Here is a 14,466-nt window from a genome sequence, read left to right as displayed (position 1 = left end):
CCTCTGCTACAATTAGAGTATTTGCTCTAATTTAATCTGATTATTGTTACTGTCAAGCATTCTTCCGATGAACTGACAATAGCATATGTCAATTTAATTACAATGCTAATATTCGCTAGCAGAAATAAGCTGACGGGTATATTCAGTCTGAGGCTGGCTAAATAAAAGTGCTGTGGTTTGATATTCCAAGGCTTTGCCTTGATGCATCACTAAGACTTTTTGGCACAGTGCTTTAATGACTTGTAAGTCATGACTGATAAAGATATAGCTAATGTGTTCTTGCTGCTGCAAACGACGTAACAATTGAATGATAGCCAACTGCGTAGTCCGATCCAAGGCCGAGGTCGGTTCATCCAGAATCAGTAGCTTTGGTTTTAGCACCAATGCTCTTGCAAGTGCCACACGTTGCCGTTGCCCACCAGAAAGTTGATGTGGATACTTATCTTTGTCCGCTAAAGATAATTCGACTTTTGCCAAAACAGCGTCAACTTCAGCTTGGCACTGTTGCATTGAAATGGGTTGAAGATGAAGCCCTTCGGCAATGATCTGTTCAACTGACATACGAGGATTCAGGCTACTAAATGGATCCTGAAACACAATCTGAAAATCACGTCGAAGTGGTCGAAGCTGTTTTTGAGTCAACAGGTTTAAATCTTGTGCCTGAAAATGAATAGAACCTTCGCTACTGATCAGCCTTGCAATTGCAAAAGCCAAAGATGATTTACCTGAACCACTCTCTCCAACGATGCCTAAAGCCTCTCCCTGAGACAGACTCAACTGGATGGATTCTGCTGCAACTTTATAAGCTTTAATCCAATGAAATAATCCCTGCTGAATCGGATATTTTACTGTGACGTTATTTAATTCAAGCAAGGTTTGCGTCGGCTGTATCGCCAAAGCTTGTCCAAAATTATGATTGAGCAAATGCTGTGTATAGCTCGTTTCAGGATAGGTAAATATCTTCTGAACTTCACCCTGCTCTTCAACTTGTCCTTGATTCAGTACCACAACCTGATCTGCATAATGCTTAACTAAATTAAGGTCATGGCTAATCAAAATAATCGCCATCTTTCGTTGCTGCTGTACGCGTTTTAACAACGTTAAAATCTGTGCTTGTAATACCACATCTAAAGCCGTGGTTGGTTCATCCGCAATTAAAATCTCAGGCTCTAAAGCCAAAGCCATTGCCAACATGACTCGTTGCCTCTGCCCACCAGACAACTCATGTGGATAGCACTTCAGTATATGTGCTGCATCGTGGATCTCGACATCCTGCAACAACGCCACACACCGTTTTCGAATCTCAGTCTTGGCAATACCGAGTCGCATTAGACTCTCGCCTAGCATCTGCTCTACTTTGTGCAAAGGATTTAAAGCGGTCATCGGCTCCTGAAAAATCATAGCTATGCGTTTGCCACGTATCTGCTGTAACTGACTCTTGCTCAAAGCCAGCACATTTTCTCCATCGAGTTCCACTTTGCCTTGTACTGTAAAATGTTCAGGCAACACACCCAGCACAGCCAACAAACTAATGGTTTTACCAGAGCCACTCTCTCCAACAATCGCAACCGTCTGCTCTGGATATAAATCAAAGCTCAAATTTTCAAGCAAGCTTTGTCCTGTTTCACTACGAATACTCAGTTGTTGAACCGTTAATAACGGGGATTGATCAAGCGGTTTATCGTCTTGGGTCAAATGCATCACGTGCAGCCTCCCCGATATAAATCAATAACGAAAGTACAATCGCCAATGTAAAAAAGCCAGACAGCACCAACCACGGCGCATCTAGATTATTTTTACCCTGTAATAATAATTCACCCAATGATGCAGCATCAGGCGGTAGACCATAACCTAAAAAATCCAATGCAGTTAAGGCAATAATATTGGCGGTCAACATAAACGGAATCTGTGACAAACTTGAACTCATTGCATTCGGTAAAATGTGCTTAAAGATAATTTTATGATCCGTTACGCCCAACGCTTGCGCTGCACGGACATAATCAAAATTTCGCGCACGCAAGAACTCTGCACGTACGAGCCCAACCAACTGAGTCCAACCAAATAGCAACATGATCAAAAATAGCCAATAAATGCTGGGACTAAACATACTGACCAAGATCATGACAATGAACAACATTGGTAGACCACCCCAGACCTCCAAAATCCGCTGCCCAACTAAATCAACCCAGCCGCCATAGTAGCCCTGTATTGCGCCAACCATGATGCCAATCACCGCAGAACATAGGGTTAAAGCAAACCCAAATAAAAGAGAAACACGCAGGCCATACAAAATTCGGGCAAATACATCACGGCCTTGGTCATCAGTTCCAAGCCAATTTTGCGAACTTGGCGCTGAAGGCACAGGTACTGCCAATGATAAATTTGGTGTTTGATAAGCAAAAGTAACCAGTGGAGAAATCATCCAGCCATGTTTTTGAATCAATTGTTTTACGGCTGGGTCTTGATAATCTGTAGCAGTTTCAAAGGTGCCGCCAAAGGTCGTTTCTGGATAATCTTTCAAAATCGGGAAATAAAAAGACTGCTGATAGCGAACCAACAATGGTTTATCATTGGCAATCAATTCAGCAAATAAGGACAATACAAAGATCGTTAAAAATAAAATCAGACAGCGAAATCCCAATTTATTTTGCCTAAATCGATCAAAACGTGCACGCATCAAAGGGGACATTATTTTCCACCTCTTGATTCAAAATCAATGCGTGGGTCAATCACTTGATAGAGTACATCACCGATTAAACGCAATATCATCCCGAATAAGGTAAATAAAAATAAAGTACCAAAAATCAGAGGATAATCACGCTGAGTAATCGCTTCAAAACCTAATAGACCAATTCCATCTAAATTAAAAATGATTTCGATAAATAAATTACCGACAAAGAAAATGCCGACCAAAGCTTCTGGTAAAGCGGCCACAACCACTAAAATTGCATTGCGAAACACATGCCCATAAAGAATCTGATTGTCATTCAGTCCTTTTGACCTTGCAGTCAGTACATAGGGCTTTTGCAGTTCTTCAACAAATGAATACTTCGTCAGATAAGTTAACGCCGCAAAACTACCGAGCACCATACTCAAGATGGGCAAATACATATGCCACAAATAATCTTGTACTTTTGCCCAGAGGCTCAATTGGGCAAAGCTCTCTGAAACCAGACCTTGTAATGGAAACCATTGCAAATAACTGCCACCCGCAAAGAAAACAATCAACACAATAGCAAATACAAAGGATGGAATGGCATAACTTACGGCTAATAATAAGGAAGTAGATTGATCAAACAGCAAGCCATTATTTTTGGCCTTTTTGATACCTAGCGGGATTGCGATCAGATAGATCAGAAAGGTGCTCCACAAGCCCAAAGACAGCGTAACAGGCAGCTTTTCGTATAACAGTTGGGTCACAGGTTTATCTTTAAAAAAACTGTTCCCAAAATCTAGGCTTAAATAGCCTTTCAACATCAGCCAAAAGCGTTCAGTAGCAGGACGATCAAAACCATACTGGGCTTTGATTATTTCAATCATTTCAGGGCTTAAACCACGCGCACCCTCGTATTGTGCCAAGGTGGTCAAACCTGAGGGCGCATTATTGCCTACCCCTAAGCCTTGCGCATTTTGGATTTGCTGAATCGCTTGTTCGACTGGTCCGCCTGGGGCAATTTGCACAATACAAAAATTAATCAATAAAATGAAAAATAATGTCGGGATCATCAATAACATTCTTTTTAGAATATAGTGAACCATTGAAGTCGAACCCTTATTAATTTATTTACTAAGTTTTTATGAAATCTAACATGAGATAAAATACACGGAAACGTCATCCACAACCTGCGTGTTTTAAACAAGATAATGTTTTGCGAAAGAATAAAAGAGGCCCAATAACTAAACAGGTTTTGTGGATGACAATGCCTTTGGTTACTTTGGGCGAAACAAAAGTAACTCCAGCTGAAAGCTTATCTTGAAATTAAGATGAGAACTCGGTAAGACTCCGTTATATTAATCTAACGACTTCATCAAACGCTAGTCCAAACCATTCTAATTAATGCTTTTGTATAGACTGCTCCTGTTTCTTAGCCTTATTTGCATCGACCCACCAATACTCCCATCCTACAGAAAGTTTTGGTTTAACCGAAGGCTGCTGATAGATATCCCAGTAGGAAAACCAACGCTCAGGCTTTCCATAAGTCAAAATTTGGTAATATCCTGCACGCAATAAACGATCAAGCACACGCGTATACAACACCACCTCATCGCGTGTTTTTGCCGCCACAATTTTCGCGATCATCTGATCAATCGCAGGATTCTTAATCCCTGAATAATTATAATTACCCGCCTCATCTGCTGCTGCACTCCCCCAGAATTGGGCCTGTTCTTTTCCTGGAGTTAAAGTCTGTGGCAGTTTCAGCACCATCATATCAAAATCTTGATGACGAATCCGTTCCATATATTGCGGTACATCCACCTGCCGTAGTTGAACCTGAATACCTAAACGCTTCAAATTGCGCACAAAAGGCATTAATTCACGCTGTGGATTTTCTTGTTGCATCAATAATTCAATTCGAATGGCTTTACCTGTTCGATCATATAACTGCCCATTGCGAATTTGATAACCAGCATCTTTTAAGATCTGTTGTGCAGTCAATAAATTCTGCCGATTGAAACCACTGCCATCGGAAACAGGATAGCGCCAATCAGCCAAAATACCTTGTCGCATCACTGGATTGAATTGGGCCAAATATGGCTTTAATAGGTTTAGTTCAGCAGCACTCGGGCGACCAGTTGCAGCCAAATCAGTATTATCAAAGTAACTTTGTAAACGCTGATTTTGATTAAAGAACAGTGCCTTATTTTGCCACTCAAAATCATAAGCGTAGGTTAATGCCTGACGTAGATAAATATCATTGAGTGGCGCACGGCGGATATTAAACACCAAACTTTGGATATCTAGAGGAGTACCTAACTGCGTTTTATACTTTTTGACTAAACCTGATTTCACTGCTGGAAACTGATAGGCTGTGACCCAATTACGGATATTTTTTTCTTCGTATAAATTAAATTGTCGAGATTTAAACCCTTCAAAACTCACATCTAAATTTCGATAATACACATATTTCAGTCGATCAAAATTATAGCGGCCTTTGTTTACTGGCAAATCTTTGCCCCAATAGTTTGGACTGCGCTTATAGGTAATACTACGCCCTGCATCAATACGATCTACCACATAAGGGCCTGAACCGATAATCGGTTGAAGGGTGACACGACCAAAGTTCTTATTTTTCCAATCCAATTTTGAGTAGATCGGCAGGCTCGCCACAATCAGTGGCATTTCCACATTGTTCTTAGACTTAAAAATAAATTTGATTTGATGTTTAGATAATATTTCAGTTTTAGCCAAATCTGACAAATACATTTGAAAGCCCAGATTGGCTTTGGTCTGATAAGTATCGAAGGTAAATTTCACATCTTCAGCAGTTACAGGCTGACCATTATTAAATCGTGCTTGTGGATTCAAGTGAAAGGTCACCGATTGCAGCTGATCAGGATCATAACTGACCTTTTCTGCAAGCAGCGGATACATCACACGCGGCTCGTCCAGCGAACGATCCATCAAACTATCAAACAGATAATTAACGCCTTCGGTTGAACTGCCCTTGCCATTCATGCTGTTTAAATTATCAAATGTCCCTAAACTCGATTGGCTCAGCGTACCACCCTTCGGTGCATTCGGATTAGCATAAGGCATCACCTTCAACTGTGCATATTTAGGCTGTACATGCATCGCCAAATACGGCGTGGTTTGCATTGCCGCAAATGGAGACTGAGCAAAAAGGCTTAGTCCAGCATATAGACTAAGCCTTTTGATTAAACGTAAATGAATCATTTACAATTACAGATTAGGCACTTTAATCACGTCACCAATACGTAACTGGGTACTTGGCGTTAAATCATTCATTTCTGCCAGCGCACCTGTATCTAAACCATAACGACTTGCTAAACCAATCAGCGTATCACCACGTTTTACTTTGTATTCACTCACTGTTTTAGGGACTGAAATACTTTGACCACGTTGCAGGCTTGCATTGGCTTTTAGATCATTTAACTCAGCCAGTTCACGACCAGACATCCCAAAACGATTAGCAATACTGTTCAAAGACTCACCTGCTTTGACACTATATCTTTCAGTATTACGGCTTGGTGCTGATGTTTTTGGTGTTGTTTTACTATTCTCTACCTTTGCGGTTTCAGCTTTCGGTAAATCACCTGTCAATTTTAGCTTTTGCCCAATACGAACATTACTGCCGCGTGTTAAACCATTTAAACCAGCAACATAATCGAGCTGTAAATTATGACGACTCGCGATATTGCCTAAAGTATCACCAGATTTAACCGTATAAATATCAGGTGTAGTTTCTTCTCTCGATTTGGTCGTATTGCTCGCAGTGGTTTTTGTAGGCACATCACCCGTCAGTTTCAAACGTTGACCAACACGTACACCCGACGTTCTTTCCAAGCCATTCAGATCGGCAACATAGCTCAGTTGAAGATTGTACTTGGCTGCAATCGCATTCAAACTATCACCCGACTGCACCACATACTGATCAGGTACAGTTGAACCCGCAGGAATCTTGATGCTTTGACCCAAACGCACGCCGCTATTTGACTTCAAATTATTTAGCTCAGCCAACTCACTCAAGCTAATTTTCGACTTGGTTGCAATACTTGATAAAGTGTCGCCACGCTGTACGGTATAGTTTTCAGTTTTATAGTTAGTCGATGCACTTACATTTTCGTATTTTACGTTCGTCTTCGTTGGCTCAGGTGTTTCCTGAGTCTGAGAAACTTCGTGTAACGGCACATTAATTTTTTGTCCAACGAACAAGCTACTGCTCGCAGTTAAACCAGAGGTCAAATCAGCCAATTCCTGATTCGATAATGCATAACGATCCGCAATCAGCTTTAAATATTCGCCACGCTTCACCGTATATGATTTGGTTGCAACTTTTTGAGTCGTTGTTGCCTTACTGTCAGTCACACGTGCTGCCTGTTGCGTTGTACGGGCATTATTTTTTGGCTCAATCAATGTTAATTTTTGCCCAACGAACAAACCATCAGTCACAGACAAATTATTATAATCCGCCAACTGTTTTAGAGTTAAATCAAAGCGTGAAGCCAAGTTAGTTAAGCTATCACCCGACTGCACTACATAGCTCTCTGGCTTTTCAGCAGCTTTAGGTGCTTCTGGTTTGGCATCATATAAATATAAGCTTGCACCAACAAATAAGGTACCGTTTGGATCAATCTGGTTCCACTTGGCAACATCACGCCAGTTCACGCCATTTTTTTGCGCAATCACAGCTAAGGTATCGCCAGGCTGTACCACATAGGTGCTGCGCTTGCCTTTTGGTGCAACGACAACAACATCCGTATCGGTTTTAATGTATGGCTTGCCTTGGTTGCGTTTGGCGTCTTCACTGTTTGCAGTGGCAGTATCTTCAACCAAGTTTTTTGGATAAGAGAAGCCTCGGCTCACCTCTTGACCTTTTTCATCAGCAACCGATTGACTGGTTTGAATCGCAGTTAATTTAATTTTGCCATCGAATGGATCAACAATTTCTGTGCCTTTTGGTGCAATTGCCTTAATTTCTGCAACAACTTGATCTTTCTCAGCTTGAGTCGCTTGTGGCTCTAAGACTTGTGCAACCGTTTCTTTTTTGCCTTCTTCTTTTATTGCGGCACTAATTTGCTCACGTTCTTTTAAAGAAATTGGTGGTTCAGTCACCACAGGCTTCACATTTGCGGCAGGCGTGATTGCGACAGGAATACGTGGTGCGCTTGGAACATCAGCCCCTGCAGCAAATGAAGCCAACGCATCCGAACCTCTAGGCGTATTAACTTTACTGGTACTGATTGAGGAAGTTGTTGGACGTGTTGTATTACTTGCCGTTAAATTGGGTGGCGTTGCTGTCGATGCAGTAATACTTTGCCCACTATTGGTCGTTGTACGAATCGTCGTTGAGCTGCTCAGTGGATTGGTATTCATTGGCGGTGGGTTTTTATTGCTAGCCCAGAATCCACCAGAACTTGCCTTACCAGAACGTAATTTCGCATCGATTGAGGGACTTAAATCTGCTGGAATTAAAATCCGCATTGGACTCATTGGGTCAACCATTTCGCCACGATAAGCTGGATTCAGTGCATAGAGTTCAGCTCGACTTAAGCCCGTAATCGATGCAATCTGATTGAGTTCCATTGGACCAGCCAGACTTACTTCACGGAAGTGAGGACGGTTTGCAATTGGTGGTAAGCTCACACCATATGCACCTGGGTTTTTAATAATTTGAGCAACAGCCAAAAACCGTGGAACATAGTTCATGGTTTCTTGTGGAAGCTTCAATGACCAATAATCGGTTGGTAAACCTGCAGCGCGGTTACGGTTAATCGCCTGTTGAATACGACCCGGTCCCGCATTATATGCAGCTAATGCCAGTTCCCACGAACCAAACTGATTGTATAAGCTACCAAAGAATTCATACGCAGCACGTGTCGATTCGACTACATCACGACGTCCATCATAGAGGCTGGTCTGTTGCAAACCATAAATACGCCCTGTACTTGGGATGAACTGCCATAGACCTGCTGCTGCTGCACTACTGGTTGCTGCTGGGTCATACGAACTTTCGATAATCGGCAGTAATGCCAATTCTGTCGGCATACCACGACGTTCAGCTTCTTTTACGGTGTGATATAAATAGCGGCTGGCACGCGCACTTAAACGATCTAAATATGGTTGACGAGAAATAAACCAGCTACGTTGTGCTTCAATTCGTGAATCCCAATGGTTCAAGTCCATCTTGAATCCAACCGTCATTCGTTTCCACACATCACCATGTTTCAGTACCAATAAACGGTCGCCTTCCACAGCACGCATGTCGGTTGCAGACAATAAGTCTTCAAGTGAATCTAAACTGCTTGCATCTAAATAACCTGAGCCAGCTTGCTTTGAAGACGAGCTTTTACTTGATTGAGGTGTTGAAGAACAACCTGTGGTGATTCCCAACGCAACGAGAGCAGAAGTGAGTACAGTAATTTTGAATAATGATGTTGCAGATGCTTGCGACACCAATGTGCTCGATTTATACATAAAAACTTCCAGTCAACTCACGCTAGTTTATTTCTTAATTAGGGGCTATTGATGTTTCAACCATGCATACGTTATAGGCTAAACCATTCAAACAAGGCATGGGACAAAGACAATCATCGCTCTTTGTCAAGTTTCACAACGAAGTTTGGAAAAGTTTTAGCCATGACTTGAGCAAGTACAAAGCACTGCTTTGGTCACAGCACAAGGCAAAACTCTTCTGTCATCTGTGAAACGTCAACAGACTTAGCCATTGTAGTAAAGCATGTCACTTAGACAAGGCAATAATTTAACGTGATTTGCATGGAAATGTTACAAGAAATTAAAAAAGATGAGTTTTGTAACGTTCAGAAGCCAAATTTAGCTTTACAATAGCTGTTATTGTTATGGGGATGCTAAAATTCCCTGCTTATTTTAGCTCAAGTAAAAGTCTTATTCTTTTGTTCTATGTTTAAGTAACACTTGAATATTGGCTAACTTTTTGTGCGATTAAAATATTCAACTTCTTATTCTGCTTATTGTTCAGGTTCAAATATGTCACAAACAATCACACTTTACGTTGATGGCGCATGCAAGGGTAACCCAGGTCTTGGGGGTTGGGGCGCGTATGTCATTACCGAACAAGGTGAACACAAGCTGTTTGGTGGCGAACCTGAAACAACCAATAACCGTATGGAGCTTCAAGCTGCGATCGAAGGCGTTTCTTTTTGCCCGACCGATGCCCGTTTAATTATTTGGACAGACTCCAATTATGTCAAACAAGGCATTACTGAATGGATTCATGGCTGGAAAAAGAAAAACTGGAAAGATGTTAAAAATCCTGATTTATGGCAGAAACTGGATGCGGTCTGTGCCAACCGAGAGATCGAATGGAACTGGATTAAAGGCCATGCTGGACATGCAGGTAATGAAATGGCAGACCAATTGGCAAATTTAGGTGCAGAACAAACCGCTCAACAACTAAAATCGCCAACACAGGCTAACGCTGATACAAAAAAGCCTGAATCCGATTGGCTCTTAAATGACCCTTTCGGATTAGATATTGATATGGATAGCGATGAAATGATCGAAGAATCAGAACTTGAAGAAGTCTTGGATAATATGGGTGACAATACAGCATCAGATGAAGTGGTCGTCGAAGCCGCTCCATTAAATCAGCATCCAAATATTGTCATTACAGAAGCCAAAGTTCATCTACAGGGCCCTCGCCAGCTCATTCTTGATACGGAAACCACAGGTTTTTACTATCAAGATGGCGACCGTATTATTGAAGTCGGTGCAATTGAAATGATCAACCGTAAACTCACGGGTAGTTCAATTCATATCTATATCAATCCAGAAAAACCCGTCGGTGACTCTGAAAATGTGCATGGTATCAGCGATGACTTTTTAAAAGACAAACCGAAATATGCTGAAATTTCCGATACGCTTTTTGCCTTCTTAAAAGGCGCCGAAATTATCGCGCATAACGCGACCTTCGATATGAACTTCTTAGATATGGAGTTCAAACGTGCTGGCTTACCTTTATTGTCTGAGGTTTGTGAGGTTACCGATACCTTGGCACTGGCCAAGAATAAGCACCCTGGTCAAAAGAACTCATTGGATGCTTTGGTACGCCGTTATGAAATTCCAGCACGAGATCGTACTTTCCACGGTGCCTTACTCGATGCTGAAATCTTAGCCGATGTTTATCTTGCCATGACGGGTGGGCAAGTCTCATTTGATATGGACGCCCTTTCTCAAACAGAACAAAATCAAAATAAATCCACCCGCCTACGTGTCCAAGTTGACTTACCTGTGATTCAACCGTCTGAACATGAATTAAATGAACATGAGACCTGGGTCAAACAATTTGAACAAAAACATGGAGAGCCTTGCCTTTTCGCAAAATAAATTTTCCAGTCAATGTAATTTTTTGTATTTCAAGCCTCTAAAGTTAAGTTATATTAACCTTTAAAGATTTAGGCCTCCTAAAAAAGGAGGTCCATGGATATAACAACTTAGGAAAGGTGTAGGTCATATGTCTTACCAAACCTCGATTCATTTCGACCCAACGGCATTATTAATAATAAAAAATGAAATCGACAATTCGATTAAATTGGTAGAAACAGCAGTCAATACCCTTGCCGAAGAACAAGCACTACCTTTCGGGATTGATGATGCGCTGAACCAGTTTGAACAATGTACGCAAGTTCTCGCGTTAATTGATATGCCACATTTATCACAAATTACTCAATACTCTGCCGAGCTGATGCGCAAAATTATGGCGCAACCACAGCAAATCCAAACCAATGATGTTATTGCGCTCAGTGAAGGTACTACCATGCTGAAGCGTTATATCGAATTCATTTGTTTACGTGAAGTAAAAGTTCCTCAATTCCTACTCGATACACTGAACCGTTTAGAAAAAGCCCTAGGTAAACCACTGACCAAAGAAGGTCAAACGGTACAACCATTGCTTGAGTTCATTACCCCGAGTTTTAATTTGCCTCAGGCACCAAGCTTGGAACAATCACAATATATTCATCAACTTTATAAATTGTGTTTAAACAAGCTCATTAAGCAATCTGAAACCCCCCTTGATCTACAAGGGATCAAATTGGTCGGCGTTTATCTTGCAGGTTTAGCGGCGGGTCAACCAAGCCAACAATACTGGCAGTTGGTCAATGTAGGGTTAAGCCATATTGATGAGCTTTCAATTACCGAAGCACGCTTACGTACGTTGATTCAAATTGAAACCAATATCGGTAAATTCCTCGCTCAATCGGCCAGCTTTAAAAACAGCATTGCTGATCTTGCAGACATCCTATGTATTTGTATTAGCCAAGAAGATGATGTGTCACAGCATATTCGAGATCAACTCAATATTGGTGATGAGTTACTTAGCGATACGCAGCTACAAGTACTAAGCCGTCATTTATACGGCCCTGACTATGAAACGGTACACACCATCAGTCAGTTAATGACAGATGAGATGGCTCAAATCCGTAATGAGATTGAATACAACCATCAAAATATGTCAGCTGAAAAAACCCAAGAACTGCAACAAAAACTACATCAGCTTTCGAATGTTTTCAAAGTACTGAATCTTAATGAAGCAGCACGAGAGTTAACTCAGCAAGCGGAAAAATTAAGCCAACCAAATACATTAACTGATGCAACTTCGGTACAACAGTTAATGAACAGTATTTTGGCTTCAATGAATTCGATTGGGATTTTGGAACGTAATTACACGTCTAGTCGTTTACAGTTACGTGTTAATAACATGCAAATCTCGCTTGATCGTTTAGATGAAGCACATAAAGCGTTATTGACTGAAACCAAAACCTTGATTGATACTTTAACGCAAACCTTAAGTCTCTATGTACAAGATCCTACAGCACATAGCTTAGAAGCGTTACCCGTGTATCTGAAGGAACTTTCAGGCGCTGCTCTGTTCTTAGGTAGTTCAGCTCAACAAACTGCTTTATTAGGTGCAGCGCACTTTGCCCAATATCGTTTAGCGCAAAATCAACCTCTCGATGCCGAACAAATTAATTGCGTCTTAAACGTTGTCGCAGGTCTAGATTTACTGGTTGAGAACTTAAAGAACAAGCAACCTGTATTGCAATCTATGTTTGATGTGGCATTATCAAACAGTCAGCAATTACAAACCATAGCCGCATAATGACTCAACTATCACTTGCTTATATTTTTCAACACCAAAAACTGTTAGTCGACCAAAATCTACAACTGCCCCAAGTTGAGAAATTAGCAAGTGACCTCCCCATCCATCATAATGATCACGTCATCGCACGTGATCTGCTTGAAAATGAATCTATTCCTGAAGGCTATCAATTAGTTCCGATTCGGGAACTGATTCAGTCTTGGTCAAGTAGTGATTTCCTGCAAGCCAGTCGAGCAGTTCAATTACTTGAATGGCGACGTAACCATAAATTCTGTAGCCACTGTGGTCATGCGACTGAAATTCACCCTAAAGAATATGCCATGGTTTGCCCAAGTTGTGCTTACCATCAATATCCTCGCGTACAGCCTTGTATCATTACCATTATCACCAAAGGTAACGATGAGATTTTGCTTGCCAAATCAGCGCATAACAAAAGTAATATGCATGGCTTAATTGCTGGTTTTGTTGAAGTGGGTGAAACTTTAGAAGAAGCCGTGCAACGTGAAGCATTTGAAGAAGTTGGACTCAAACTTAAAAATATTCGTTATATGTCGAGCCAGCCTTGGCCATTTCCTAGTAATTTAATGATTGCCTTCCATGCTGAATATGATTCAGGTGATATCCAATTGCAGCTCGAGGAAATCAGTGAAGCAGCGTTTTTTAAATTTGATCAACTTCCAGAAATTCCGTTTAAAGGCAGTATTGCCCATAGCATGATCATGCAAATCATCGACAATAAAAAAGCATCTTAAACGATGCTTTTTTATTGATTAGGGGTCTAAGGCTTCATCCAAAAAGTGCAGGATCGTCCGTTTGGTTTTGAAATAATGGCTCATCAAACTGGCCAGTGTCGCCACAATGGTAATATGCCCTGTCTTTGGAATCACGGCGATATGACTATGATTGCCTTTTTCTCTGAGTGCTTTATCTAGATCAAAACTATTTTCCTTGCCCACCAACTGATCTTGTTCAGCCATCAACAAATAATGCTTAATTTGATTCGGCTCAATAAAGTAATACGGCATCACTTGTTGATACGATACTTTCTGATCAAAAGCATGTTCAGCTAAAGGATCACCCTTGTAGTCAAAGTGATATGGCCCAGCCATCCCCACAATTGCTCTAATATTTTCTTTGTATTTAAAATTTTGTGAATAGGCAGAATACACCACAGACATGACATTAAACGCACCCGCAGAATGTCCCATTAAAATGATGTTATCTGTCGAAATATTTAGCTTGCTCTGATTCTGATTTAAATAATGAATGGCTTGAGCAATATCATCAATAAAGGTCGGGAAGATATGTTCTGGTGCAAGATGGTAGTTAATCACTGCAACATCATAACCTTCACGGGCAAAAGTTTCCCCAATAAACAGATACTCACGTTTGTTACCATGCTGCCAAGAGCCACCATGTACAAATACGATAAGTGGCCTTTGCTTTTTAGGATTTTTAGTTCGATACAGATCCAAACGCTGTCTTGCTTTCAATCCATAGGCAAGATGCTCTTCTTTTTCAAAGGTATCTTTGGGTGTCAGGTAATTGATCGAATAACTGGCAAAATCATAAAGGCGAAACTCCTGATAGAGGTTTTTCGCCTTTATTACATTTTCTTGTACTTGTTGAATAAGTTGCTTCATAA

The 14,466-nt window shown here is 41.0% G+C and carries 9 protein-coding genes; 3 read left to right on the top strand and 6 right to left on the bottom strand.

Going from position 1 to position 14,466, the window contains the following annotated elements; genetic code table 11:
- Window positions 1-105: 105 nt before the first annotated feature.
- The 5 genes from WA352_RS18920 to WA352_RS18900 all read right to left on the bottom strand — a co-directional run bounded on the left by WA352_RS18920 (window position 106) and on the right by WA352_RS18900 (window position 9,157).
- Window positions 106-1,701, bottom strand: coding sequence for an ABC transporter ATP-binding protein (locus WA352_RS18920; RefSeq protein WP_336143646.1), 1,596 nt, complete (start codon window positions 1,699-1,701; stop codon window positions 106-108).
- On the bottom strand, window positions 1,679-2,689 hold the full coding sequence (locus WA352_RS18915) for an ABC transporter permease (RefSeq protein ID WP_005202386.1): 1,011 nt from the start codon (window positions 2,687-2,689) through the stop codon (window positions 1,679-1,681). Before WA352_RS18915 ends, WA352_RS18920 begins: the two co-directional genes overlap by 23 nt.
- Window positions 2,689-3,759 (bottom strand): microcin C ABC transporter permease YejB, encoded by a 1,071-nt coding sequence (gene yejB, locus WA352_RS18910; protein ID WP_005202384.1) that lies wholly within the window; start codon window positions 3,757-3,759, stop codon window positions 2,689-2,691. Before yejB ends, WA352_RS18915 begins: the two co-directional genes overlap by 1 nt.
- Window positions 3,760-4,054: 295 nt before the next feature.
- On the bottom strand, window positions 4,055-5,896 hold the full coding sequence (locus WA352_RS18905; protein WP_005202380.1) for an extracellular solute-binding protein: 1,842 nt from the start codon (window positions 5,894-5,896) through the stop codon (window positions 4,055-4,057).
- Between the two features lie 6 nt (window positions 5,897-5,902).
- The gene (locus WA352_RS18900) at window positions 5,903-9,157 is read right to left on the bottom strand and encodes a LysM peptidoglycan-binding domain-containing protein (RefSeq protein ID WP_005202376.1); all 3,255 of its coding nucleotides are present in this window, start codon (window positions 9,155-9,157) and stop codon (window positions 5,903-5,905) included.
- Between the two features lie 531 nt (window positions 9,158-9,688).
- On the opposite strand from WA352_RS18900, the gene dnaQ reads away from it, so the two are divergent.
- From dnaQ to nudC, 3 genes are all read left to right on the top strand, one after another.
- Complete coding sequence (gene dnaQ / locus WA352_RS18895) at window positions 9,689-11,047, top strand: DNA polymerase III subunit epsilon (protein WP_005202374.1); 1,359 nt, start codon at window positions 9,689-9,691, stop codon at window positions 11,045-11,047.
- A 127-nt stretch (window positions 11,048-11,174) separates the two neighbouring features.
- Window positions 11,175-12,821, top strand: coding sequence for a hypothetical protein (locus tag WA352_RS18890; protein WP_005202373.1), 1,647 nt, complete (start codon window positions 11,175-11,177; stop codon window positions 12,819-12,821).
- On the top strand, window positions 12,821-13,573 hold the full coding sequence (gene nudC / locus WA352_RS18885) for an NAD(+) diphosphatase (RefSeq protein ID WP_004808578.1): 753 nt from the start codon (window positions 12,821-12,823) through the stop codon (window positions 13,571-13,573). Before WA352_RS18890 ends, nudC begins: the two co-directional genes overlap by 1 nt.
- An 18-nt stretch (window positions 13,574-13,591) precedes the next feature.
- Here the strand turns inward: nudC and WA352_RS18880 are convergent, their stop codons facing one another.
- Complete coding sequence (locus tag WA352_RS18880; RefSeq protein WP_005202371.1) at window positions 13,592-14,464, bottom strand: alpha/beta hydrolase; 873 nt, start codon at window positions 14,462-14,464, stop codon at window positions 13,592-13,594.
- Window positions 14,465-14,466: the final 2 nt, after the last annotated feature.

The organism is Acinetobacter sp. 102 (assembly GCF_037028485.1).
GTDB classification, from domain to species: Bacteria; Pseudomonadota; Gammaproteobacteria; order Pseudomonadales; family Moraxellaceae; genus Acinetobacter; species Acinetobacter higginsii.
Note: the sequence above shows the minus strand (reverse complement) of the source record. Positions and strands in the feature narration are given on the sequence as shown.